This is a genomic window from Pseudomonas sp. B21-023 (assembly GCF_024749165.1).
Classification (GTDB): domain Bacteria; phylum Pseudomonadota; class Gammaproteobacteria; order Pseudomonadales; family Pseudomonadaceae; genus Aquipseudomonas.
In genome coordinates this window covers 1689722-1714814 of sequence record NZ_CP087190.1, presented here as the reverse complement: position 1 = coordinate 1714814, position 25093 = coordinate 1689722, and the positions used below count along the sequence as shown (strand labels likewise).

The following is a 25093-nucleotide window of genomic DNA, read 5'->3' as shown; positions in this document are numbered from 1 at the left end:
GCTTACTCCATGAAGCCTTGCAGCTTCAGCTCGATCGAGCGTGGGTTCTCGCCTTCGGCGATCGACAGCAGGCCTTCGAGCAGCATCTCCCGGTAACGCGACTGGCGCAGGGTGATGGCCTTGAGCTTGTTGGCAACCGGCAGCAGGATCAGGTTGGCACTGGCCACGCCATAGATGGTGGCGACGAAGGCCACGGCAATGCCGTTGCCCAGCTGCGAAGGATCGGCCAGGTTGCCCATCACATGGATCAGGCCCATTACCGCACCGATGATGCCGATGGTTGGCGCGTAGCCGCCCATGCTCTCGAACACCTTGGCGGCCTGGATGTCACGGGACTCCTGGGTCAGAAAGTCGACTTCGAGGATGCTGCGAATGGCTTCCGGCTCGGCACCGTCGACCAGCAACTGCAGGCCTTTGCGCGCATAAGGGTCGGGCTCGGCGTCGGCCACGCCCTCCAGGCCCAGCAAGCCTTCCTTGCGCGCCGTCAGGCTCCAGTTCACCACCCGATCGATGCCTCCGGCCAGGTCGACCCGTGGCGGGAAGAAGATCCAGCGAATGATCTGCAGGGCACGCTTGAACGACGACAGCGGCGACTGCAGCAATGCCGCTGCCAGGGTACCGCCCAGCACGATCAGCGCCGCCGGGCCGTTGATCAGCGCACCGACGTGGCCACCCTCCATGAAGTTGCCGCCGACAATGGCGACAAACGCGAGGATCAGGCCGATCAGGCTCAACACATCCATCAGACGCACGCCTCGACCAGGTGCTTGCCGATCTCGTCCAGGCTGTAGACGGCGTCGGCAAGGTTGGCCTTGACGATGGCCATGGGCATGCCATAGATCACGCAGCTGGCTTCATCCTGCGCCCACACGGTGCTGCCACCCTGCTTGAGCAGGCGCGCGCCCTCGCGGCCATCGGCGCCCATGCCGGTGAGTACCACCGAGAGCACCTTGTCGCCGTAGGACTTGGCGGCGGAACCGAAGGTGATATCCACGCAAGGCTTGTAGTTCAGGCGCTCGTCGCCCGGCAGGATCTTCACCGTGCCACGGCCATCGACCATCATCTGCTTGCCACCCGGGGCCAGCAGGGCCAGGCCCGGGCGCAGCACGTCACCGTCCTCGGCCTCCTTGACGCTGATCTTGCACAGTTTGTCCAAACGCTCGGCGAAGGCCTTGGTGAAGGCAGCCGGCATGTGCTGGATCAGCACGATCGGTGCCGGGAAACCGGCGGGCAGTTGGGTCAGCACCCGCTGCAGCGCCACCGGGCCGCCCGTGGAGGTGCCGATGGCAACCAGCTTGTACGGCTTGCGCTTGGGCGCCGGCGAATGCGTGGCAGCCGGCGCCGCGGCGCGGGCCGGGGCGGCAGTGCGCGCAGGCGCGGTGCCGGCAAAGCTGCTGGCCGGGGCCTGGCTGCTGGCCGGCGCCGCGGCCGGGGCCGGGCTGGAATAGGCGCTGAAACGGCGGTTGCTGCGCGAGATGGTGTGGACCTTCTCGCAGAGCATCTGCTTGACCTTCTCCGGATTGCGCGAGATGTCTTCGAAGTTCTTCGGCAGGTAGTCGACCGCACCGGCATCCAGGGCGTCGAGGGTGACGCGGGCGCCTTCATGGGTCAGCGAGGAGAACATCAATACCGGCGTCGGGCAGCGCTGCATGATGTGACGCACCGCGGTGATGCCGTCCATCATGGGCATTTCATAGTCCATGGTGATGACATCGGGCTTGAGCGCCAGCGCCTGGTCGATCGCTTCCTTGCCGTTGGTCGCCGTACCCACCACCTGGATCGTCGGGTCGGACGCGAGAATTTCCGAGACACGGCGGCGGAAGAAACCGGAATCATCCACCACCAGGACCTTGACTGCCATAAACACTCCGTTAGGCGGCGCACCCGCCTGGGCGCGCCACCGAAATCAAATACGCCGGGCGGCGTAACGCTTGAGCATGCTCGGGACGTCGAGGATCAGCGCGATACGGCCGTCACCGGTGATGGTCGCGCCGGACATGCCCGGGGTTCCCTGCAGCATCTTGCCCAGCGGCTTGATCACCACTTCTTCCTGGCCGACCAACTGGTCGACCACGAAGCCAATGCGCTGGGTGCCAACCGACAGGATCACCACATGACCTTCGTGCTGCTCCTCGTGCTCGTGGTCCTGGACCAGCCAGCGCTTGAGGTAGAACAGCGGCAGCGCCTTGTCGCGTACGATCACCACTTCCTGGCCGTCGACCACGTTGGTGCGCGACAGGTCGAGGTGGAAGATCTCGTTGACGTTGACCAGCGGGAAGGCGAACGCCTGGTTGGCCAGCATCACCATCAGCGTCGGCATGATCGCCAGGGTCAGCGGCACCTTGATGACGATCTTCGAGCCCTGGCCCTTGGCCGAGAAGATGTTGATCGAGCCGTTGAGCTGGGAAATCTTGGTCTTCACCACGTCCATGCCGACGCCGCGGCCGGACACGTCGGAAATCTCGGTCTTGGTCGAGAACCCCGGGGCGAAGATCAGGTTGTAGCAGTCCGACTCGCTCAGGCGGTCGGCCGCGTCCTTGTCCATCAGGCCCTTTTCCACGGCCTTGGCGCGCAGGATGCTCGGGTCCATGCCCTTGCCGTCATCGGAAATCGACAGCAGGATGTGGTCACCTTCCTGTTCGGCGGACAGCACCACCCGACCCATGCGCGACTTGCCGGAAGCCTCGCGTTCGTCGGGCATCTCGACGCCATGGTCGACGGCGTTGCGCACCAAGTGCACCAACGGGTCGGCCAGGGCCTCGACCAGGTTCTTGTCCAGGTCGGTTTCTTCGCCGACCAGTTCCAGGTTGATCTCTTTTTTGAGTTGGCGGGCCAGGTCGCGAACCAGGCGTGGGAAACGCCCGAAAACCTTCTTGATCGGCTGCATGCGCGTCTTCATGACTGCGGTCTGCAGGTCGGCGGTGACCACATCGAGGTTGGACACGGCCTTGGACATGGCCTCGTCACCGCTGTTGAGCCCCAGGCGCACCAGGCGGTTACGCACCAGCACCAGCTCACCGACCATGTTCATGATCTCGTCCAGACGCGCGGTGTCGACCCGCACGGTAGTCTCCGCCTCGCTGGCGCCATGCTTGTCGGCGGCCGGCGCCGGCGCCCGGGCCGGGGCGGCAGGCTTGGCGGCGGCTGGCGCGGAAGCAGGCGTCGGCGCAGGTTTGGCAACCGGCTTGGCTTCGGCCTTGGCCGCGACAGGCGCGGCGACGGCGGCGGCTGGCGCCTCGGCCACAACCGCCTCGCCAGAGAACTTGCCCTTGCCGTGCAACTGGTCGAGCAACGCCTCGAATTCGTGTTCGGTGATGCTCTCGTCAGCCGCCGCTGGTGCCGCGGTGGCTGCAGGCGCAGCGACGCCAGGCAATGCATCGACGGCGAAGGTGCCCTTGCCGTGCAACTGATCGAGCAGCGACTCGAACTCGTCGTCGGTGATCTCATCACTGGCAGGGGCAACGGCCGCTGGCTCACTGGCAGCGGCATCGGGCGAGAACTGGCCTTTGCCGTGCAGCTGGTCGAGCAACGACTCGAATTCGGCGTCGGTAATCTCGTCACCACCCGCGCTGACCTGCTCACCCTGCAATTGCTCGTGAACCTGGGCTTCAGCCTTGACTGCATCAAGCGAATCGAGCAGTTGCTCGAACTCGGTGTCGGTGATGTCGGGCTCGGCAGCCGGCGCTTCGGCGACAACAGCCACCTCGACCGGGGCCGGTTCTTCGGCGCCAGCGGGCTCGGCCAGGCGCGACAGCGCCGCCAGCAGCTCACGGGTGGCCGGCGTGACGTCGGTGCGCTCGCGCACCTGGCCGAACATGCTGTTGACCGTGTCGAGTGCTTCGAGCACCACGTCCATCAGTTCCGCGTCGACCCGGCGCTCACCTTTGCGCAGGATGTCGAACACGTTCTCGGCAATGTGGCAGCACTCCACCAACTCATTGAGCTGAAGGAAGCCGGCGCCCCCTTTTACAGTGTGGAAACCGCGGAAAATCGCGTTGAGCAGGTCCGCATCATCGGGCCGGCTTTCCAGCTCGACCAATTGCTCGGACAGTTGCTCGAGGATTTCGCCGGCTTCTACCAGGAAATCCTGAAGGATTTCTTCATCGGCGCCGAAGCTCATTAAACGTGCTCCTTAAAAACCCAGGCTGGACAACAGATCGTCGACATCGTCCTGGCTGGACACGACGTCTTCACGCTTATCGGCATGAATCTGCGGACCTTCACCCCGAGTCGGATGTTTTTCTTGATCTTTTTCAGCACGCAGCTGCTGGTGGTCATGTTCGATACCGGCAAAGCGGTCGACCTGGCTTGCCATCAGCACGAGCTTGAGCAGATTGCTTTCGACTTCGGTGACCAGGGTGGTCACCCGTTTGATCACCTGGCCGGTGAGATCCTGATAATCCTGGGCCAGGACAATATCGTTGATATGGCCGGCGACCTTCTGATTACCTTCGGCGCTGTGCGTCAGGAAACTGTCCACACGCTTGACCAGCTCACGGAACTCCGGCGCCGCCACTTCGCGACGCATGAAGCGCTGCCAGTCGGCGGACAGGCTCTGGGCCTCGGCGGCGAGGTCGTTGAGCACCGGGGTGCACGCCTCCGCCAGGTCCATGGTGCGGTTGGCCGCACCTTCGGTGAGACGGACCACGTAGGAGAGGCGCTCGGCGGCATCGGTAATCTGCGACACTTCCTCGGCCTGCGGCATGGCCGGGTCGATCTGGAAGTTGACGATTGCACTGTGCAGTTCGCGGGTGAGCTTGCCGACTTCCTGGTACAGCCCGCGGTCGCGGGTCTGGTTCAGTTGGTGGATCAGCTGCACCGCCTCACCGAAGCGGCCGCGCTCCAGGCTCTCGACCAGCTCCTGCGCATGCTTCTTCAGGGTTGATTCGAACTCACCCAAAGAGTTGTTGGTTGACTCCATTGCGCCCCCCAGACGTGACTCAGCCGTTGACGCGTTCGAAGATCTTTTCGATCTTTTCTTTCAGCGCCAGGGCGGTGAAAGGCTTGACCACATAGCCGTTCACGCCGGCCTGGGCAGCTTCGATGATCTGCTCGCGCTTGGCTTCCGCGGTGACCATCAGCACCGGCAGGTGCTTGAGGCGCTCGTCGGCGCGAACGGCGCGCAGCAGGTCGATACCAGTCATGCCCGGCATGTTCCAGTCGGTCACCAGAAAGTCAAAATGCTCGCTGGTGAGCATCGGCAGTGCCGTGTTGCCGTCATCAGCTTCCTTGACGTTGGTGAACCCCAGGTCACGCAACAGGTTCTTGATGATCCGCCGCATCGTCGAAAAGTCGTCAACGATGAGGATTTTCATGTCTTTGTTCAATTAGACCTCCAAGCAGTCTTAAACGCGCTCGGCGCCGAGCGCGCGCTCAATCAATTCGGCACTACAAAAAAAACGACTGCACTGAACCCGGGTTCAACGTGCCCGCCACTCCCCAAGGCGGCTGCGCAAACGCGCGGCGCACTGGCTGTGCAACTGGCTGACACGCGATTCGCTGACCCCCAGCACCTCACCGATTTCCTTGAGGTTCAGCTCTTCGTCGTAGTACAGCGCCAGGACCAGGCGTTCGCGCTCCGGCAGGTTGGCGATCGCATCGGCCAGCGCAGCCTGGAAGCGCTCGTCTTCCAGGTCACGCGCCGGCTCCAGCTGGCCGCTGGCTCCGTCCTCGTGCAGCCCTTCATGTTCGCCGTCCTGCAGCAGGTCGTCGAAACTGAACAGGCGGCTGCCCAAGGTGTCATTCAAAATCCCGTAGTAATCATCGAGACTCAATTGGAGTTCGGCAGCAACCTCGTGATCTTTAGCGTCGCGGCCAGTCTTTGCTTCGACACAGCGGATCGCGTCACTGACCATGCGCGTATTGCGGTGTACCGAACGTGGCGCCCAATCGCCCTTGCGCACCTCGTCGAGCATGGCGCCGCGAATACGGATACCGGCGTAGGTTTCGAAACTGGCACCCTTGCTGGCATCGTATTTGTTGGCCACTTCCAGCAAGCCGATCATCCCGGCCTGGATCAGATCCTCGACCTGGACGTTGGCCGGCAAGCGCGCCAGCAGGTGATAGGCGATACGCTTGACCAACGGCGCATAGCGTTCGATCAGCTCGTACTGCGCATCCTTGGCGGCCTTGCTGTACATCTTGAAACCGCTCGCGTTCATAGCACCGGCCCTGCACTGGTGGGCTGCACCAGGCGCTCGACAAAGAATTCCAGGTGCCCACGCGGGTTGGCAGGCAGCGGCCAGCTGTCGACCTTCTGCGCGATGGCCTTGAACGCCAGCGCGCACTTGGACCGAGGGAAGGCCTCATAGACCGCCCGCTGCTTCTGCACGGCCTTGCGCACGCATTCGTCGTAAGGCACGGCACCGACGTATTGTAGGGCGACGTCGAGGAAGCGGTCCGTGACCTTGGTCAACTTGGCGAAAAGGTTGCGGCCTTCCTGCGGGCTCTGGGCCATGTTGGCCAGCACACGGAATCGATTCATCCCGTAATCGCGGTTGAGCAGCTTGATCAGCGCATAGGCGTCGGTGATCGAGGTCGGCTCGTCGCACACCACCAGCAGCACTTCCTGGGCGGCGCGAACGAAACTGACCACCGAGTCACCGATACCCGCAGCCGTGTCGATCACCAGCACATCGAGGTTGTCGCCGATGTCGCTGAAGGCCTGGATCAGGCCGGCGTGTTGCGCGGGCGCCAGGTGCACCATGCTCTGCGTGCCGGAGGCCGCCGGGACGATGCGCACACCACCCGGCCCCTGCAACAGCACATCACGCAGCTCGCAACGGCCTTCGATCACGTCGGCGAGGGTGCGCTTGGGCGTGAGCCCCAACAGAACGTCGACATTGGCCAGGCCCAGGTCGGCATCCAGCAACATCACCCGGCGGCCGAGTTCGGCCAGCGCCAGGGACAGGTTCACTGAAACGTTAGTCTTGCCGACGCCACCTTTGCCACCGGTCACGGCGATCACCTGTACGGGATGCATGCTACCCATGTCTGTTCTTTACCTTGTCTCGCTTGGACCCAGGCCACATGAGGGGCTGAACATTCAAGGCCACGGTCCGGCCGGGCAACCCCATGATGTAGGTACTTTGCACAGTATTCACCCTCAACCCGCGCGCTTGCCAGGGTTGTGGTACAGATCAGCGAACATGTCGGCCATGGCCTCGTCGCTGGGCTCTTCCTGCAATTGCACACTGACTGCGCGGCTTACCAACTGGTGCTTGCGCGGTAGCTGCAGGTCGTCGGGAATGCGCGGCCCATCGGTCAGATAGGCCACCGGCAATTCATGACTGATTGCCAGGCTCAGCACTTCGCCGAGGCAGGCCGTTTCGTCGAGTTTGGTCAGGATGCACCCGGCCAGGCCGCAGCGCTTGTAGCTATGGTAGGCGGCGGTGAGCACCTGCTTCTGGCTGGTGGTCGCCAGCACCAGGTAATTCTTTGCGGCGATGCCGCGCCCGGCCAGGGTCTCGAGCTGCATGCGCAGCGCCGGGTCGCTGGCCTGCAGGCCGGCGGTGTCGATCAGCACCACACGTTTGCGCAGCAGCGGCTCCAGGGCCTGGGCCAGCGACTCGCCCGGGTCGACGTAGGTGACCGGCACATTGAGGATGCGGCCCAGCGTCTTGAGTTGTTCCTGGGCGCCAATGCGGAAGCTGTCCATGCTCACCAGCGCCAGGTTGTTCGCGCCGTACTTGAGCACATAGCGGGCGGCCAGCTTGGCCAGCGTGGTGGTCTTGCCCATGCCAGCCGGGCCGACCATGGCGATCACTCCGCCCTCCTCGATCGGTTCGATCTCGGGCACGTCGATCATCCGCGCCAGGTGCGCCAGGACCATGCGCCAGGCATGGCGTGGTTCTTCGATCCCGGCAGTGAGGTCGAGCAGTTCGCGGGCCAGGCCACCGGAAAGGCCGAGGCGCTGAAGCCGGCGCCAGAGGTTGGCCTGCTGCGGCTTGCTGCCTTGCAGCTGGCTCCAGGCGAGCGAACCGAGCTGGACTTCAAGCAGCTCGCGCAAGCCGGTCAGTTCGAAACGCATGGCATCGAACAGACGTGGATCAACGGGTGCCGAGGCTGGCGCGGCAACCGGCGCGGGCTCGTCGACATGAGGCTCGATCAGCGGCTCCGAGGCGGTCAGCGGCTGCCCGGCGAACAATTGCCGGTTGCCGCCTTCGACGGCATCGCCACGCCCGGTCAGTTCGGCCTGGGCGGTAACGATGCGCGACTGGGTCTTGCGCAGCTCGTCTTCGAGCTCTGCGTTGGGCACGCGCGGGGCCAGGGCGGACAGCTTGTAGTCCAGCGCAGCCGTCAGCTCGACACCGCCGGCAATGCGCCGGTTGCCGATGATGGCGGCGTCGGAGCCGAGCTCATCCCGGACCAGCTTCATGGCCTGACGCATATCGGCGGCAAAAAAACGCTTAACTTGCATAACCCACTACCTCAGCCGTTCGGGCCCACGGTGGCAACGATGGTGACTTGCTTGTTGTCAGGTATTTCCTGATACGCCAAAACATGCAAATTCGGTACAGCCAGGCGGCCGAAGCGCGACAGCATGGCGCGGATCGGGCCGGCTACCAGAAGGATGGCCGGCTGGCCCTGCATTTCCTGGCGCTGGGCTGCCTCGATCAACGAACGCTGAAGCTTTTCGGCCATGCTCGGCTCAAGAAGAACACCATCTTCCTGACCCTGCCCGGCCCTTTGCAGACTATTGAGCAAGATCTGTTCCAACCTTGGCTCCAAGGTGATCACAGGCAGCTCGGACTCAACGCCGACAATGCTTTGCACGATGGCGCGGGACAACCCGACGCGCACCACCGCCACCAGCGCGGCGGTATCTTGACTCTTCGCCGCGTTGTTGGCGATGGCTTCGGCAATGCTGCGGATGTCACGCACCGGCACCTGTTCGGCGAGCAGTGCCTGCAGGACCTTGAGCAGGCCCGACAAGGAAATGACACCCGGCACCACCTCTTCGGCCAGTTTCGGCGAGACCTTGGCCAGCACCTGCAGCAGTTGCACCACCTCCTCGTGCCCGATCAGCTCGTGACAGTGCTTCTGCAGGATCTGGTTGAGGTGGGTGGCGACCACGGTGCTGGCGTCCACCACCGTATAGCCCAGCGATTGCGCCTGGGCACGCTGACCGACATCGATCCATACTGCCTCCAGGCCAAATGCCGGATCTCGTGAGGCGATGCCGTTGAGGGCACCGAACACCTGGCCCGGATTGATCGCAAGCTCCCGATCCGGGTAGATCTCGGCCTCGGCCAGAATCACACCCATCAGCGTCAGGCGGTAGGCGCTGGGCTGCAGGTCGAGGTTGTCGCGGATATGCACGGTGGGCATGAGGAAGCCCAGGTCCTGGGAGAGCTTCTTGCGCACGCCCTTGATGCGCGCAAGCAACTGCCCCCCTTGATTGCGGTCGACCAACGGAATCAGGCGGTAGCCAACCTCAAGGCCGATCATGTCGATTGGGGTGACATCGTCCCAGCCCAGTTCCTTGGTTTCCATGGCACGCTGCGGCGAAGGCAGCAGGTCCTGCTGGCGCTCGGCCTCCTGCTGGGCCGCGACCTTGGCCTTTTGCTGCTTTTTCCAGAGCAGATAGGCGCCACCGCAGGCCACCCCGCCCAGGCCCAGGAAGGCCATGTGCGGCATGCCCGGCACCAGTCCCATGACAATCATCAACCCGCCAGACACCGCCAGCGCCTTGGGCGAATCGAACATCTGACGGTTGATCAACTTGCCCATGTCCTCGGAGCCCGAGGCGCGGGTGACCATGATCGCGGCGGCGGTGGACAGCAGCAGCGAGGGCAGTTGCGCCACCAAACCGTCACCGATGGTCAGCAAGGCATAGACCTTGCCGGCGTCGCCGAAGCTCATGCCGTGCTGGAGCATGCCGATGAGCATGCCGCCGATGAGGTTGATGAAGAGGATCAGCAGGCCGGCGATGGCGTCACCGCGCACGAACTTGCTGGCACCGTCCATGGAACCGTAGAACTCGGCTTCCTGGGCAACTTCGCTACGCCGCGCCTTGGCCTGGGCCTGGTCGATGAGGCCGGCGTTGAGGTCGGCGTCGATGGCCATCTGCTTGCCGGGCATAGCGTCGAGAGTGAACCGGGCGCTCACTTCGGAGATACGCCCAGCACCCTTGGTCACCACCACGAAGTTGATGATCATGAGGATGGCGAAGACCACGGCACCGACGACATAGTTGCCGCCGATCACCACTTCACCGAAGGCCTGGATCACCTTGCCCGCGGCGCCATGGCCTTCCTGGCCGTGCAGCATGACCACACGGGTGGACGCGACGTTCAGCGCCAGACGCAACAGGGTCGCCACCAGCAAGATCGTCGGGAAGGCTGCGAAGTCCAGGGGACGCAGCGCATAGACGCAGACGAGAAGCACCACGATCGACAGGGCGATGTTGAAGGTGAAGAACACATCGAGCAGGAACGGCGGTATCGGCAACATCATCATTGCCAACATCACCAGCAGCAGCAGCGGCACGCCGAGATTGCCCCGACCGAGGCCGGCCAGGTTGTTACGGGCGCTGCTGATTAACTGAGTGCGATCCACCGCGATTCCTCTTCAAGCAAAACTTTGACGCCCAAGGGGCGCTCGGGCGTGGCTCTGCAAGAAGCTTTCCAACTTTGCTCGCCTGGAGCTTTTGTTACATGTACCGACCTCTTCGCGGGCAGACCCAGCGGAAGAGGCAAGATTTCTTCAGCGGCTCCCTGCTGCTCGCTGTTGCCAGGCCATGACGGAGCTGATCACGCAAGCCGCAGCTGTGCGGCTTCCCAACTGAAAGCTCTTCATCACGAGCCTCCACGCAAAGCGGCCCACAGCGCGCCCTCACATGCCACTGCAAAGAAGCCCGATGCACTGCATCGGGCATATTGAGAGGTGGCGACCTACCTGAGAAGGTGTAGACCCCATATCAAGATCAGAAAACTGTTACATTCATTCAACAGCAGATTATTGATAAGCGCTCATGACCAGCCCACCCGTGCCAACGATGGCAGCTGAGTACCTCCACTTCTTTTTTCTTCACCACGGAAATCAGGATTCAACACACTAAAGTCCAGAACATAGGCTGTACCAGCGGGGTAGTAGTTATCGCCGGACCACAGCAAGGGTTGAGTCCACCCAAGAATAGTAGCCACGCTCTTAGTAACGTCATCGTTTCTGTACTGCTCCCAGAACGACTGCATCTGCAAGACCGAGAGTGAGTGAAACTCCGGGCGGCTTCCGTGGAATACATGCCCGGTCCACCACTGATTCGGGCGCACCTCAACCAGCCTGACGCCACTGAATGTAATTTTGTACTTTGCGACTTGCTGATTGGCATCGGTCACGCTGATTTCCGCCACACCGTTGTCCTGCGCAACTACCACGCCCTGACCATTAACCTTGGCAACCGCCTCGTTACTTGACGAGTAAGTGTAGGGCGGCTGGCCGCCACTGCCTTGCCGCTGATAAGAGCCCTTGGAATCGGCTGTTGGATGCAGAGGTGCTCGCCCCTTCAGGATGATGTACCTGAGGCTTGCCGTGATGCTGATGTCGGCGCCAAATGTCAAAGGGTGGCTGACCAAAGCGCCGGTAAGCGTGGCAACGGTTTTACTTGAGCGACTCCTGCCGGGCACCTCGTAATAGGCAGTCAGCTGCCCTGCCTCCAGGGCCAACCCGGAATTGCCGGGGACGTCGAACGTCAGGTCGGTGGACGACGACGCTACCGTTTCAACCCGCGTTCCAGAAAGCGTCGTTCCGTTGGTCGTCACCAAAGACCACTTCAACGTCACGACCTCCCCCACAAACAACCCAGAGGTCGCTACACGTACCGCCGTATTGGGCCCAGGCAAAGCAGCGAGCGCCACCGTGTCAGACGAAGGATTGACATCCAAGAACTGCGGGGCAGCTTGCGGGTTTTGAATGTTGTCGATGATGAACTCAGCACTGGGTGAAGGCTGACTCACATTGCCCACCTCATCCACGATTCTATAGTGGATGCCTACCGATGTGCGCCCAGCAAAACAGAGAAGCTCTTGGGGGGGGGACGGTAAATACCACGGGCTGATTGACCTCCGCCGCTGTATCCAGACGCTTGCTCAGCGTTGCCCCCGGCATTTTCAGCTCCACCGTGTCCCATTGTTTCATCCCAGGGTAGGGAGCGACTGTAAAGGTAATGCCTTGCTGCAGCTCCACCCCACTGATTTCCCCGGGAATAAGCAACGCTGCAGTGACCAGAGCCAGGTTTTGCTGAACACCGGAGGGATCGACCGGGCCGCCGGGCGCCTGCAGATCGATTTTCACTTTCAATTTCGGTGTTAGTTCACTTACGTCAGTATCGGGGTTAGTGATACTCGCGTAGACCTCAACAATCCCTTCTACCACATCGGCCTTGGAAACTTTGAACTCGAGCAACCCTTGTGTATCGAAAGGAATCGTACCGGCGTAAACGATTGGAACAGAAGTAGCGTCAGCGCCCTCCAGCGTCAATTGGATAGGATAGCCTTCGACACTAGTCGGCGCTTCCAGCCACCAAACCAGTTCATCATCAGCATTCAACGCACTGGCATTAATACCCACCGGTGCATCCCCACTCGGCAAATCATGAACAAAGGCATCAGGAAAAATATACTTATAGCCAGAGTTTGCAATTGGTGGCAGCAATTCATAAAAATGATCAAGCTCTGACTGGCGCGGCTTTCTGCTAAAGTTCATTATCAGACCCTCACTTCCAAGTTAAGATAAATAATAATACTCAGCCATTTAAGCCTTACCCGGAGCTCTCCACAACTGACAAAAATACTAGGTATATTTCCCAGCATTAAATAACAAAGGGATGGGGACTGACACTGAAACGCTTTGGACTGCTCTCGCAGCCCCGTTTCAACCGGTCAAGCGTGCGCACGATTATTTTGCGCTATCGGCACTTGGGCCAGTCAGAAAGCCTGGGTAGGCCTCACGGATTTCAGTTATCGCGGCGAAGATCTGGCGGAATCGGCAGGTCTTCTTTCAATGGCTCTGGCCGCTTGCCCCTGCCGGCGCGGTACTGGCGGATCTGGAACACATAGGCCAACACCTGTGCGACCGCCAGGTACAACCCCGCCGGAATCTCCTGCTCGATCTCGGTAGAGTAGTAGATGGCCCGCGCCAAGGCCGGCGACTCGAGTATCTGCACCTTGTGCTCCACCCCGATCTCTCGAATCTTCAAGGCCAGGAAGTCTGTCCCTTTGGCCAGCAGCAACGGCGCCGAGCCACCCTTCTCGGGGTCATATTGCAACGCCACCGCGAAATGGGTCGGGTTGGTGATGATCACATCCGCCTCAGGCACTGCCGCCATCATCCGCCGCTGCGACGCCTCACGCTGCAACTGCCGGATACGCTGCTTGACCTCAGGCTTGCCCTCACTGTCCTTGTACTCGTCCTTCACTTCCTGCTTGGTCATCTTCATTTTCTTGTGCGTCTGCCAAAGCTGGAACGGCACATCCGCAGCCGCAATCAACAGCAGCCCCGCCGCCATCCACAGCGCACTCCACCCCACCACCTGCACCGAGTGGATGATCGCCTGCTCGAGCGGCTCATTGGCAATGGCCAGCAACGCCTGACGGTCCGCCGACAGCACGACCAGGGCAACGATCAAGATCATGAAGAACTTGGCCATGGCCTTGACCAGTTCGGTCAGCGCATTCAGCGAGAACATGCGCTTGATCCCCGACAGCGGGTTCATGCGGCTGAACTTCGGCTGCAGCAAGCTGCCCGAGAACAAGAACCCTCCCAGCGCAATGGGCGCTACGAATGAAATCACGAACAGCAGCAGCATTACCGGCTGCACAGCCCAGATGGCCATCTTGCCCGAGGCCAACAGGAATGCCGCCATGTAGCGCTCGTCGACCACCACCTCCCGCGTAAGGCTGAAGTTCATGCGCATCAAGGCCATCAACGTCTCGGCCAGGTAGCCACCGAACGCCATCAGCGCACCCGCGCCGGCCAAGGTTACCGCGACGGTGTTCAGCTCCTTGGAACGGGCAATCTCCCCCTTTTCGCGCGAGTCCTTCTTGCGCTTGTCGGTGGGTTCCTCTGTCTTGTCCTGACCGCTCTCGCTCTCTGCCATGCTCAGCGCGCCCGTGCCAGCTCACGCAGCCACTGCAGCGCTTCGCTGGCCAGTGCCTGGTAATGGGAAAGAATATCGGCCAGGCCGATCCAGAAAATGATCAGGCCCAACACCAGTGTCAGCGGGAAGCCGATGGAGAAAATATTCAACTGTGGCGCTGCGCGGGTCATTACACCGAAGGCAATGTTGACCACCAGCAGCGACGCAATGGCTGGCAAGACAAGCAGCAACCCAGCCCCCAGCACCCAGCTCAAACGCCCCGCCATCTCCCAGAAATGGTTGACCACCAGGGCACTGCCAACCGGTAGCGTGGTAAAGCTCTCGGTGAGGATCTCGAACGCCACCAAATGGCCATTCATCAGCAGGAACAAAACGCTCACCAGCATCGTCATGAACTGGCTGACCACCGCGACGTTGACGCCGTTGGTCGGGTCCATCATGGAGGCGAACGCCATACCCATCTGGATCGCAATGATCTGCCCCGCAATCACAAACGCCTGAAACAGCAGCTGCAGGGAGAACCCGAACAACGCCCCAACGATCACCTGTTCGCCGCACAACAGCACGCCGCGCAGGCTCAAGGGGTCTATCGGCGGCAACGGCGGTAGCGCCGGCACTATCACCACGGTAATGGCCAATGCCGCATACAGCCGCACCCGGGCCGGCAGCATCTTGGTGCCAAAGATCGGCATGGTCATCAGCAGCGCCGTCACCCGAAACAACGGCAGGATGAAGGTGGCCACCCAGGTACCGATCTGAGTATCGGTCAGCTCCAGCATGGCCGCGTCAACCGATCAACTGCGGGATGCTGGTGTACAGGCCAATGAAGTACTCCATGAACTTCTGCACAAGCCAAGGGCCGGCGATGATCAGCGTGACCAGCATCACCAACAGGCGCGGCAGGAAGCTCAGGGTCTGCTCGTTGATCTGCGTGGCCGCCTGGAACATTGCCACCACCAGGCCGACCAGCAGGCTCGGCACCACCAGGATAGCCACCATCATGGAGGTCATCCACAAGGCTTCACGGAACAGGTCGACTGCGACTTCAGGTGTCATGCAAGACTCTCCTTGGTGGCATCAGACACCGCCGAAACTGCCGGCCAGGGTACCCATGATCAGCGCCCATCCATCGACCAGCACGAACAGCATGATCTTGAACGGCAACGAAATGATCAGCGGCGACAGCATCATCATGCCCATGGCCATCAGCACACTGGCGACCACCATGTCGATGATCAGGAACGGGATGAAGATCATGAAGCCGATCTGAAACGCCGTCTTGAGCTCGGAGGTCACGAACGCCGGCACCAGGATCGTCAGCGGCACCTGATCCGGGCCTGCGATATCGGTGCGCTTGGATAGGCGCATGAACAGGTCCAGGTCGCTCTGCCGGGTTTGCGCCAGCATGAAGTCCTTCAACGGGCCCTGGGCCTTGTCGATGGCCTGCTGGGCCGTCATCTGCTCGGCCAGATAAGGTTGGATGGCATCCTTGTTCACTCGCTCGAACACGGGCGCCATGATGAACATGGTCAAGAACAGCGCCATGCCGGTGAGGATCTGGTTCGAGGGTGTCTGTTGCAGGCCCAGAGCCTGTCGCAGGATCGAGAAGACGATGATGATGCGGGTAAAGCTGGTCATCAGGATGACAAACGCCGGAATGAAGCTCAGCGCAGTCATGATCAGCAGAATCTGCAGGCTGACCGAATACTCCTGCTGCCCGTCCGCCCCATTGGACAGGGTGATGGCCGGGATGGACAACGGGTCGGCAGCCAGGGCCAGCGGTGCAGCCAGCAGCAGCGCCAGCGTCAACAGTAAGCGCAGTGCGCCGGTCATCACTTCTTGTCCTTCTGATCCTTGCCCATCAGCTCAAGCAGCCGCTGGGCGAATTCCGGCGTGGCCTGGCGCGCATCGGCGGGCACGTCGACAGGCTCGGCCAGCACATGCAACGCCTCGATGCTGCCAGGGGTATGGCCAATGAGAATCTGCTCCTTGCCCACCTGGATCAGCAGCAACCGGTCGCGCGGGCCAATGGCACGGGTGCCGACGATCTCGATGACCGGAGCGCCCCGCTGCACCGAGCCCTGCATGCGCCGCAGCAACCAGGCCAGGAAAAAGATCAGGCCGACGACCACCAGCAGGCCGAATACGGTCTGCGCCAGCTGCGCGCCGAAGCCGCCAGGGGCAGGCGCCGCAGCCGGCACGGTTACCGGCTCGGCAGCGGCGATCACCACCTCACTGGCCAGCAACGTGCCAAGGGCCAGCATGGCCCGCACCATGCGCTTCACTCAGCGCAACTTCTTGATACGTTCGCTGGGGCTGATCACGTCGGTCAGGCGAATGCCGAACTTCTCGTTGACCACCACGACCTCGCCATGGGCGATCAGCGTGCCGTTGACCAGCACATCCAGCGGCTCGCCGGCGAGGCGATCAAGCTCGATCACCGAACCCTGGTTGAGTTGCAGCAGGTTGCGGATGTTGATTTCGGTGCTGCCCACTTCCATCGAGATGCTCACCGGAATATCCAGGATCACATCCAGGTTGGGACCTTCGAGGCTGACATTCTCGTTGGGCTTGGGGGAGCTTGCGAACTCTTCCATCGGCAGGCGGCCGGCGCCGGAGTCTGCAGCCAACAGCGCATCGATGTCGGACTGGCCGGCATCGCCGGTCTCTTCCAGGGCCGCGGCCCACTCATCGGCCAGGGCCTGTTCCTCTGGAGAGTTGATCTCGTTTTCGTTAGCCATGATTTCCTCGACAGGCATTCAATACGTTTAAGCGACCGGCACGCCGTCAGCGGCGCTCGATCGGGTCGATGATCTGCAGCGACAGGGTGCCCTTGTGCGATCCCAGCCGCGCCTTGAACGACGGCACGCCATTGGCGCGCAATACCAGGTGCTCCGGCAGTTCCACCGGGATCACGTCGCCTGGCTGCATGTGCAGGATGTCGCGCAGTTTGAGCTGGCGGCGGGCAACAGTGGCCGACAGCGGCACATTGACGTCCAGAACATCCTCACGCAGCGCCTTGACCCAGCGCTCGTCCTGGTCGTCCAGGTCGGACTGGAAGCCGGCATCGAGCATTTCACGCACCGGCTCGATCATCGAGTACGGCATGGTCACGTGCAGGTCGCCGCCACCGCCATCGAGTTCGATGTGGAAGGTCGAAACCACCACGGCCTCGCTGGGGCCAACGATGTTGGCCATGGCCGGGTTGACCTCGGAGTTGATGTACTCGAAGTTGACCGGCATGATCGCCTGCCAGGCTTCCTTGAGGTCGACGAAGCACTGGTCCAGGACCATGCGCACTACACGCAGCTCGGTCGGGGTGAATTCACGCCCCTCGATCTTGGCATGACGGCCGTCGCCACCGAAGAAGTTGTCCACCAGCTTGAACACCAGCTTGGCGTCGAGGATGAACAGCGCGGTGCCGCGCAACGGCTTGATCTTGACCAGGTTCAGGCTGGTCGGCACATACAGCGAGTGCACGTACTCGCCGAATTTCATCACCTGCACGCCGCCCACCGCCACGTCGGCGGAGCGGCGCAGCAGGTTGAACATGCTGATGCGGGTGTAACGGGCGAAACGCTCGTTGATCATTTCCAGGGTCGGCATGCGCCCCCGGACGATACGATCCTGACTGGTCAGGTCGTAGCTCTTGATGCTGCCGGGCTCGCCGGTGCTCTCGGTTTGTACCAGCCCATCGTCCACCCCATGCAGCAGGGCGTCGATCTCATCCTGGGACAGCAGGTCCTGCACGGCCATCTATGTGCTCCTACTGCAATACGAAATTGGTGAACAGCAGCTGGTCGACGACCGGCCTGCCGACTTCCTTCTGCGCCACTTCCTGGACCACCGCGGTAGCCTTCTGGCGCAGCATTTCCTGGCCGACCGGGCTCGCGGCGAGGGTGTCGAAACCCTGCCCGGAGAACATCATCACCAGGTTGTTGCGGATCACCGGCATGTGTACTTTCAGCGCCTCCAGGTCCGCTTGGCTGCGGCCCTGCATGGTGATACTCACCTGCATGTAGCGCTGGCGGCCATTCTGGTTGAAGTTGACGACAAAGGCCGGTGCCAGGGGCTCATAGATCGCCGCTGGCTTGATGTTGCTCTGAGCTGCTTCAGGCGCCGGAGCCGACTCGCTCTTGTGCATGAAGAACCAGGTCGCACCCACCGACAGGCCGACTGCGAGAAGCAGCGCCAGCACCAACAGCAGGATCAGCTTGAGTTTGCCTTTAGTGGCGGGGTCTTTCACTGCGTCGCTCTTCGCCATGCCAATAATCCGTCGTCCATCGGGGTTTCAAAGAAGGATGACGTGGCTGAGCAAGTGTTATGCCAGATTTGCCTTTGCGAGCTTCTGGGGGTGCAACCACTTTACGAGATGCGGCATCTGTAAAATTTCGCCTGGCGTCGCTGCACACAGGCAACGCCAGGCAAGCCCAAACAATCAAGCGTAATAATCGACCACACTGTCGCCTACCACCACCTGCTGCTCGACAGGGCGCGCGACTTCAGCGGGATCGGCATCGTCCCCGTCCGCTGCGTTGCCACGCCGCGCCGCCACCCCGGACAGGCCCGACCCACCCTGCTGCGCCTCTTGCTGGTGCTGCTGGCCACGGGACTGATCAGCCACGCTGACGTCGGGCTGGGCCAAGCCCTGCTGGGCGAACAGCTCTCGCAGGCGATGCACCTGGCTGTCGAGCGCGTCGCGCACACCGGCATGGCCGCTGACGAAGTGGATCTGGGTCGACTGGTCTGTCGCCACATTGACGCGAATATCCAGGCGTCCCAACTCCCGCGGTTCAAGCTGGATGTCCGCAGACTTGAGGTTCTGGCTGGAAAGGTACATGACCCGGTTGACCAACCCCTCGGTCCAGCCGCCCTGGTTCATCGCCAACGGTTGCTGCAGCGGGCCAGGCGTGACGGGCATGGTGTTGGCGGTCTTGGGCGTCACCGCCTGGGTAAGGCTGGCCAGGCGGTTGGCAAAATCGTCGACGCGGGTATCACTGCTGGCACCCTTGATATCCTTGAGGCCGTCATCGAGCAGGCCGGCAAAGGCCTTGTCACCACGCTCACCCTGCCCCGGCTCCGACTCCCCTTTCTCGGCCAAAGTCGCCAAGGTATTGACGGCTGCAGCAGCAGGACTGGCAGTTTGCTGACCGTTGTTATCGACAACGGCATGGGCCGACGTCTTGCCCTTGGACTGCGCATCCTGTTCAAGCGCCAGGCGCAAGGCCGGCATATCGGCAAGCGCATCGGCCTCGGGGTCGAACGCCGTGGTTTGCTCAGCCTCTTGCGCTACCTGCACCGGCGCTGGTGCAGGCTGCAGCGGCGCTTGAACCGCCGCCTGCAACACGGGCGCCACCGCTTCCGCCTGAGCCTGGAGCAGTTGCGCCCCGGCCTGGGCAACGGTCACCTGGCCGGCGACCAGGCTGGCATCGAGCGGGGGCACTGCACTGCCATCGGCGACCTCATCAGTGTCGTCGGCGGACTGCGAAGATGCAGTCGATGGCAAGCTCTTGCCGTCATCGGCAACGGCCGGCGCCTTACCCGCGGCCTGCTTGCCGCCCGCGGCTGGGTCAGGCTGCGCCTTGTTCTTCGCCGACGGCACTTGGCTGACGGGCTTTTCATCCCTTGCCGGGGCACTCTTGACCGGGGTGCCGTCACGCTCTTGTCGGGCCATCACCTGATCAAAGCCGGCGCCTTGCTTCGCGGCCTGCAGCGGCTTTTCCGCCGCACTGGCAGCTTGGCGTTGCGCCTGATTGGCGAGGCCGGCTTGCAACAATTGATTGGGGGCGACAGGCATTGAACAATCTCCGCTCCAGAACCTGGAAAAATACGTCTGGGGCTGGAAAAGCAAAACTCGCGCCAGGTTCGGCTATTGCGCGGAAACTCGTTGCCGTTCACTGCGATAGTAACGCTGGACGACCAGGTATTCCTGATCGATGCGATTGATCAGGTCCTCGATACCATACAAAGGCTGCTGGCGCACACGTTCTTCAAGCTGCTGGCACAAGGCGGCCAGGCCAACGGCACCCATATTGCTGCTACTGCCCTTGAAGCTGTGCGCTGCCATGCCCAGCTCATCGGCATCCCTGGCCTTGTGCAACTGGTTCAGGCGTCGCTCGGAGTCTTCCAGAAAGGTCTCCAGCAACTGCAGGTAGCCATCTTCCATGACCTCCTGCAAGTCACTCAACACCTGTTGATTGATGTGAACGTCCACTTGCTCACTCCCTGATCAAGCCTCGCTTAGCCAGACCCCGCGGGCATCCCGCAGGCTCACCATTCAAAATCCACCTGGGCAAGGCGACCACCCTCCAGCCAGCGGGCCTGACCTGCCAGGCGCTGTACCAGACCCATGCCTCGTCCACTGAAAGCCTGCTGCTCAGGCGTCCTGGCAAGCTCACGCGCCACGTCGAAGCCTGCGCCACTGTCTCGCACCTCGATCATCAGACGCCCGCCAGCACCCCGCGGTTCAACCTGCAGTCCGATGCTCACGACCCCGTCCACCTCGTGCATCAAGCGCTCGGCACGCTGCCGATAATACTGCGCAAAGCCCTGGGCGTCCCGCTTGAGCCGGGAGTCCATCGCCAGCACACCGTGCTCCAGCGCATTGGAATACAACTCGCTCAGTACGCTGTGCAGGCGCCCGCTGCTAGGCCTGAGTCCGTGAATTTCCTGCAACAGTTGCACCAGGTAAGGCACGGGGTTGAAGCGGCGCAGGCTCTGCCCCCGCAATTCGAACCGCAGCGACCAGTCCAGAGGGCTCGAACTACCACTGTCGGAGTACACCACTGGTTGTGCCACCAACTCATCGGGGGCAGACATGCGGATATCGCACAAACTGATGTCATCACGCGACTGCCCGCCGAAACCTGCCAGCGCCTGCATCACCTCATCGAACAACAGACCGGGGTCACGGTTGCCGGCGAGCACATCGCGCAAGCGATCGACCCCGAACAAGCATTCCTGGGCATCTCCGGTATCCACCACACCATCGGACAGCAGGAACAGCCGCTCGCCGACCGCCAGTGGCAACACCTGCGTGGCGTCGTCGAACTGCTCCGGTGCCAGCACCCCCAATGGCAGATGATGGGAACACAGCATGCCCAGCACCTCACCTTCGGCAGAAAGATGATAGCCATCCGGCATCCCGCCATTCCAGACCTCAACCGTACCGCGCTGAAAACTCAGGCTGAGCAACAGCGCGCAGCAGAACATGTCCACCGGCAGAATACGCTTGAGCTTGGCGTTCATTTCCCGCAGCGTCTCGGCCAGGCCATAGCCCTTGGCGGTCATGCCATAGAACACCTCCGCCAGCGGCATGGCCCCCACTGCAGCCGGCAAACCGTGGCCGGTAAAATCCCCCAGCAGTACATGCATGTCGCCAGACGGCGTGAATGCTGCCAACAGCAGGTCGCCATTGAACAGTGCATAGGGCGATTGCAGGTAACGGATATTTGCCGCCTTCAGGCAGCCGGAATGGGCGATCTTGTCGAACACCGCCTTGGCCACGCGCTGCTCGTTGAGCAAGTGGTGATGGTGACGGGTGATCTGGTCACGCTGTTCAAGCACCGTGGCGTGCAATCGGCGCAAACGGTCCATGGCGCGGATTTTCGCTGCAAGAATGACGGCGCTGTAAGGTTTGGCCATGAAGTCGTCGCCCCCGGCCTCGAGGCAGCGTACCAGGCCCTCCTCTTCGTTGAGTGAGGTCAGGAAGATGATCGGCACAAGGGCTTCGCCGGCCAACGCCTTGATTCGCCGCGCAGCTTCAAAACCGTCCATCACCGGCATCAAGGCGTCGAGCAGAACCAGTTGCGGCTGTCGCTCGGTGAACATCGCCACGGCCTGTTCACCGTTCTCGGCGGTGAACACCTCATGCCCTTGGCGGCGGACAATCTGCGCCAGCAAGAGGCGATCTGCGGCGCCGTCTTCGGCCACCAGCACGGTCAACGCCTGCTCGGCGGGCATGACGGCACTCAACTGATGTCGAACAGTTTTTCGAAATTGGAGATGGCGAGGATCTTGCGCACGTCCGGGCTGGCATGGACCACGCGGATATCCGACTCCTCACCGCCGACATGGTCGCGCAGCAACAACAGCATGCCCAGCGCCGAGCTGTCGAGATAAGTGGCCTCCTTCAGGTCGACCACCACGGAATCCGGGCGCGGGCGCTGGCGCTCGTAGGCATCCCGGAATTCCTGATGCTTGCCGAAATCGAAACGACCCTTGACCTTGATCGTCAGCTTTTTCCCGTCCTGTGAAAAATCAGTTTCGACTGCCATACGAGCGATTCCTTCGGTGATGGCGAATGCAACTCCTGAAGGTTTAGCAGGCGTCATGGGCTGGTGCAAGGCGCTGACGCCGGGCGGGCAAGCCCTTTCCTACAGATGCCCCTGCCGCGGCAAGCGCTGGGACAACTCGTCGAGCAGGCGCTGCTCGCGCTTGTCTTCAGCCCTGCGTGCCTCGTCGAGGTAGCGCTGCACCAGCTTGCGCAACCCCTCCACCCGTGCGTAGGTCTGCTGCCAGGCGTTGCGTGCGTTGTTGAGGTTGTTCTGGTGCCAGGCCATGCTCTGGCGCTGCTGGGTCATGGCCGTTTCCAACTGACCGAGGAAACGCTGGTAATTGACCAACCAGTTGCCGTCGACTCCCTTGGAGCCACGACTGATCCACTGCTGCTGGTAGGCCTCGCGGAAACTTTCAAGCTCGGCCTGCTTGGCCTGCGCATCGGTCAACATTCGCTGAAAGTGCCCAACCCGCTGAGCGGCCTTGCGCTCGGCCTCCTCGGCCATGGTCACCACGGGAGCCAGGCGTGCGGCACGGCTGGGCTGGGCCATGGCCTATCAGTTCCCCGGCGGCGCAAAGATTGCGCCCAACTGCTCGCGGCCCTGGGCCATGCCAACGTTTTCATCCAGGCCCTGGCGCAGGAAGTCCACCAGTTTGGGCTGCAAGGCAATGGCCAGGTCGGTTTCCGGATCACCGCCAGCCACATACGCACCGACGCTGATCAGGTCGCGGCTTTGCGAAAGGCGCGACCACAACTGCTTGAATTTCTGCGCCTGGCGCAAGTGATCAGGGTCTACCACCTGAGGCATCACCCGGCTGATCGAGGCCTCGATATCGATGGCCGGGTAGTGCCCCTCTTCGGCCAGGCGCCGGGACAACACAAAGTGTCCGTCGAGCACGCCCCGCGCCGAGTCTGCGATCGGGTCCTGCTGATCGTCGCCCTCGGAGAGCACGGTATAGAACGCGGTGATCGAGCCACCGCCCGGCTCGCCATTACCGGCACGCTCCACCAGCTTGGGCAACTTGGCGAATACCGACGGCGGATACCCACGCGTGGCCGGCGGCTCGCCGATTGCCAGGGCGATCTCACGCTGGGCCTGAGCGAAACGGGTCAACGAGTCCATCAACAGCAGGACGTTCTTGCCCTTGTCACGGAAATATTCGGCGATTCGCGTGCAATACATGGCTGCCCGCAGGCGCATCAGCGGGGCATCATCCGCAGGCGAGGCCACCACCACCGAACGCTTGAGCCCCTCTTCACCAAGAATGTGCTCGATGAACTCCTTCACCTCGCGGCCCCGTTCGCCGATCAGCCCCACCACGATGATTTCGGCCTCGGTAAAGCGCGTCATCATGCCCAGCAGCACCGACTTGCCCACACCAGTACCGGCGAACAGCCCCAGACGCTGGCCGCGACCCACGGTAAGCAGGCCATTGATGCTGCGAATGCCCACGTCCAATGGCTGGCTGATCGGGTCACGGTTCAGAGGGTTGATGACCGGGCCATCCATCGGCACCCAATCCTCGGCCTTCATGCCGCCCTTGCCATCCAGCGCACGGCCGGCGCCATCGAGCACCCGCCCGAGCATGCTCATGCCCATCGGCAAGCGGCCGCTGTCATCCAGCGGCACCACGCGGGCACCGGGCGCCAGCCCGACAATGCTGCCGACCGGCATCAGGAACACCTTGCCACCGGCAAAGCCCATGACTTCGGCCTCGACCTGCACAGGGTGATAGCTGTCGTCGTTGATCACCAGGCAGCGGCTACCCACCGCTGCCCGCAGGCCTTCGGCCTCAAGCGTGAGGCCGACCATACGCAGCAGGCGGCCCTCGACGATTGGCTGCTCAGGCAGCCTCACCGCATCGGCGTAGCCTTCAAGGCGCTTGCCGAAACTGGTGCGTTCAAGGCGCATCGGCTTCACCTGCAGGCTCATCGAGTTCGACCTGAATATCTGGCGCCGCGGGGTGCAATGCCTGGTCATGGGATTGGTCGAACAGCTGCGCCACGGCCTTCTCGATACGGGTTTCCATGGTCGCGTCGATGCGGCTGTGGGCGGTTTCGATCCGGCAACCGCCAGGCAGCAGGGCTTCGTCCTCAAGCAGCTTCCAATCTTCCTCATGGCGCTCGCGCAGGGTCTTGGCCAGCTCGAAGTCCTGGGGGTTGAGATGGATACGGATGTTGTCAGCGCCCATTGGCAGCAGCTTCAGTGCCTCGCGAAGCACATGGGTGATCTGGCTGGAATCTGCGCGCAGCTCGCGGCCGATGACCTGGCGGGCCATGTTCGCTACCAGCAGCACCAGCGCCTTTTCGATCTGCGTATCTTGCTCGGCGATCGGCTCCAGCAGGTGATTCATGACCTGCTCCAGGTTCGCAAGTTTGGCGGCCAGCGCCACTTCGGCCTCCTGACGAACCTTGAGCTGGGTACTGTGGAAGCCTTCCCGCTCGCCCGTGGCGAAACCTTCGTTGTAGGCCTCCTGGCGAATGGCCTCAAGCTCTTCGAGGGTAAGGGGCTGGACTTCCTCCAGCGGCACCTCTTCGACTTCTTCCTCGACGACGGTCGGCTCAGGCTCAGGCTGTGGTTCAGGCTCCGGATCGAAGCTAGGCAACGACCATACATCCACGCCCTCAAGGTCGCGGGCACGGATCAGATCGCTGGGGTGTTCGGTGGTGGACATGCTCAAAAACCTCTTTAGCTGCAAGCATCACGCTTCAAGCAG

Annotated in this window: 26 protein-coding genes; all 26 read right to left on the bottom strand. The window is 62.1% G+C overall.

The window, feature by feature from the left end; genetic code table 11:
- Positions 1–2 precede the first annotated feature (2 nt).
- The 26 genes from LOY42_RS07785 to fliH all read right to left on the bottom strand — a co-directional run bounded on the left by LOY42_RS07785 (position 3) and on the right by fliH (position 25051).
- Positions 3–743, bottom strand: a complete 741-nt coding sequence (locus tag LOY42_RS07785; protein WP_023631606.1) for a flagellar motor protein — start codon at positions 741–743, stop codon at positions 3–5.
- Positions 743–1861, bottom strand: a complete 1119-nt coding sequence (locus LOY42_RS07780; protein ID WP_102685097.1) for a chemotaxis response regulator protein-glutamate methylesterase — start codon at positions 1859–1861, stop codon at positions 743–745. Before LOY42_RS07780 ends, LOY42_RS07785 begins: the two co-directional genes overlap by 1 nt.
- 45 nt (positions 1862–1906) lie before the next feature.
- Complete coding sequence (locus LOY42_RS07775; RefSeq protein ID WP_139673286.1) at positions 1907–4120, bottom strand: chemotaxis protein CheA; 2214 nt, start codon at positions 4118–4120, stop codon at positions 1907–1909.
- A 12-nt stretch (positions 4121–4132) separates the two neighbouring features.
- Entirely contained in the window at positions 4133–4921 is a 789-nt protein-coding gene (locus tag LOY42_RS07770) for a protein phosphatase CheZ (protein ID WP_102685099.1), read from the bottom strand.
- Positions 4922–4940: 19 nt separating this feature from the next.
- Entirely contained in the window at positions 4941–5315 is a 375-nt protein-coding gene (locus LOY42_RS07765) for a chemotaxis response regulator CheY (RefSeq protein ID WP_023630863.1), read from the bottom strand.
- A gap of 105 nt (positions 5316–5420) precedes the next feature.
- Positions 5421–6161 carry an RNA polymerase sigma factor FliA gene (gene fliA / locus LOY42_RS07760; protein ID WP_038706555.1) on the bottom strand — a complete coding sequence of 247 codons (741 nt, stop codon included), beginning with the start codon at positions 6159–6161 and terminating at the stop codon, positions 5421–5423.
- Positions 6158–6991 (bottom strand): flagellar synthesis regulator FleN, encoded by an 834-nt coding sequence (gene fleN / locus LOY42_RS07755; protein ID WP_023630864.1) that lies wholly within the window; start codon positions 6989–6991, stop codon positions 6158–6160. The genes fliA and fleN overlap by 4 nt, the downstream gene beginning before the upstream one ends.
- A 114-nt stretch (positions 6992–7105) precedes the next feature.
- The gene (flhF, locus tag LOY42_RS07750; RefSeq protein ID WP_139673288.1) at positions 7106–8419 is read right to left on the bottom strand and encodes a flagellar biosynthesis protein FlhF; all 1314 of its coding nucleotides are present in this window, start codon (positions 8417–8419) and stop codon (positions 7106–7108) included.
- 11 nt (positions 8420–8430) lie between these two features.
- The gene (gene flhA / locus LOY42_RS07745) at positions 8431–10560 is read right to left on the bottom strand and encodes a flagellar biosynthesis protein FlhA (RefSeq protein ID WP_139673291.1); all 2130 of its coding nucleotides are present in this window, start codon (positions 10558–10560) and stop codon (positions 8431–8433) included.
- A 413-nt stretch (positions 10561–10973) separates the two neighbouring features.
- Complete coding sequence (locus LOY42_RS07740; RefSeq protein ID WP_258600194.1) at positions 10974–11957, bottom strand: hypothetical protein; 984 nt, start codon at positions 11955–11957, stop codon at positions 10974–10976.
- A gap of 22 nt (positions 11958–11979) precedes the next feature.
- The gene (locus LOY42_RS07735) at positions 11980–12705 is read right to left on the bottom strand and encodes a hypothetical protein (RefSeq protein ID WP_258600192.1); all 726 of its coding nucleotides are present in this window, start codon (positions 12703–12705) and stop codon (positions 11980–11982) included.
- Positions 12706–12955: 250 nt separating this feature from the next.
- The gene (flhB, locus tag LOY42_RS07730; RefSeq protein ID WP_139673297.1) at positions 12956–14098 is read right to left on the bottom strand and encodes a flagellar biosynthesis protein FlhB; all 1143 of its coding nucleotides are present in this window, start codon (positions 14096–14098) and stop codon (positions 12956–12958) included.
- Between the two features lie 2 nt (positions 14099–14100).
- On the bottom strand, positions 14101–14877 hold the full coding sequence (gene fliR / locus LOY42_RS07725) for a flagellar biosynthetic protein FliR (protein WP_102685144.1): 777 nt from the start codon (positions 14875–14877) through the stop codon (positions 14101–14103).
- A 7-nt stretch (positions 14878–14884) separates the two neighbouring features.
- The gene (fliQ, locus tag LOY42_RS07720) at positions 14885–15154 is read right to left on the bottom strand and encodes a flagellar biosynthesis protein FliQ (RefSeq protein ID WP_046854686.1); all 270 of its coding nucleotides are present in this window, start codon (positions 15152–15154) and stop codon (positions 14885–14887) included.
- 21 nt (positions 15155–15175) lie between these two features.
- Positions 15176–15931 carry a flagellar type III secretion system pore protein FliP gene (gene fliP / locus LOY42_RS07715; protein WP_046854685.1) on the bottom strand — a complete coding sequence of 252 codons (756 nt, stop codon included), beginning with the start codon at positions 15929–15931 and terminating at the stop codon, positions 15176–15178.
- Entirely contained in the window at positions 15931–16383 is a 453-nt protein-coding gene (fliO, locus tag LOY42_RS07710) for a flagellar biosynthetic protein FliO (RefSeq protein ID WP_139673300.1), read from the bottom strand. The genes fliP and fliO overlap by 1 nt, the downstream gene beginning before the upstream one ends.
- Complete coding sequence (gene fliN / locus LOY42_RS07705) at positions 16384–16839, bottom strand: flagellar motor switch protein FliN (RefSeq protein ID WP_046854683.1); 456 nt, start codon at positions 16837–16839, stop codon at positions 16384–16386.
- A 46-nt stretch (positions 16840–16885) separates the two neighbouring features.
- The gene (gene fliM / locus LOY42_RS07700; RefSeq protein WP_046854682.1) at positions 16886–17854 is read right to left on the bottom strand and encodes a flagellar motor switch protein FliM; all 969 of its coding nucleotides are present in this window, start codon (positions 17852–17854) and stop codon (positions 16886–16888) included.
- Positions 17855–17864: 10 nt separating this feature from the next.
- On the bottom strand, positions 17865–18362 hold the full coding sequence (gene fliL / locus LOY42_RS07695) for a flagellar basal body-associated protein FliL (protein WP_046854681.1): 498 nt from the start codon (positions 18360–18362) through the stop codon (positions 17865–17867).
- A gap of 174 nt (positions 18363–18536) precedes the next feature.
- Complete coding sequence (locus LOY42_RS07690) at positions 18537–19895, bottom strand: flagellar hook-length control protein FliK (protein WP_258600191.1); 1359 nt, start codon at positions 19893–19895, stop codon at positions 18537–18539.
- A 72-nt stretch (positions 19896–19967) separates the two neighbouring features.
- Positions 19968–20264, bottom strand: coding sequence for an Hpt domain-containing protein (locus tag LOY42_RS07685; protein ID WP_046857713.1), 297 nt, complete (start codon positions 20262–20264; stop codon positions 19968–19970).
- Positions 20265–20368: 104 nt separating this feature from the next.
- Positions 20369–22060 carry a fused response regulator/phosphatase gene (locus LOY42_RS07680; RefSeq protein ID WP_258600189.1) on the bottom strand — a complete coding sequence of 564 codons (1692 nt, stop codon included), beginning with the start codon at positions 22058–22060 and terminating at the stop codon, positions 20369–20371.
- 8 nt (positions 22061–22068) lie between these two features.
- Positions 22069–22374: an STAS domain-containing protein gene (locus LOY42_RS07675; protein ID WP_104445088.1), complete on the bottom strand. Its 306-nt coding sequence runs from the start codon at positions 22372–22374 to the stop codon at positions 22069–22071.
- A gap of 99 nt (positions 22375–22473) precedes the next feature.
- Positions 22474–22926, bottom strand: coding sequence for a flagellar export protein FliJ (gene fliJ / locus LOY42_RS07670; protein WP_046854677.1), 453 nt, complete (start codon positions 22924–22926; stop codon positions 22474–22476).
- Between the two features lie 6 nt (positions 22927–22932).
- Positions 22933–24288: a flagellar protein export ATPase FliI gene (fliI, locus tag LOY42_RS07665; protein ID WP_046857712.1), complete on the bottom strand. Its 1356-nt coding sequence runs from the start codon at positions 24286–24288 to the stop codon at positions 22933–22935.
- Entirely contained in the window at positions 24278–25051 is a 774-nt protein-coding gene (gene fliH / locus LOY42_RS07660; protein WP_139673308.1) for a flagellar assembly protein FliH, read from the bottom strand. Before fliH ends, fliI begins: the two co-directional genes overlap by 11 nt.
- Positions 25052–25093 lie beyond the last annotated feature (42 nt).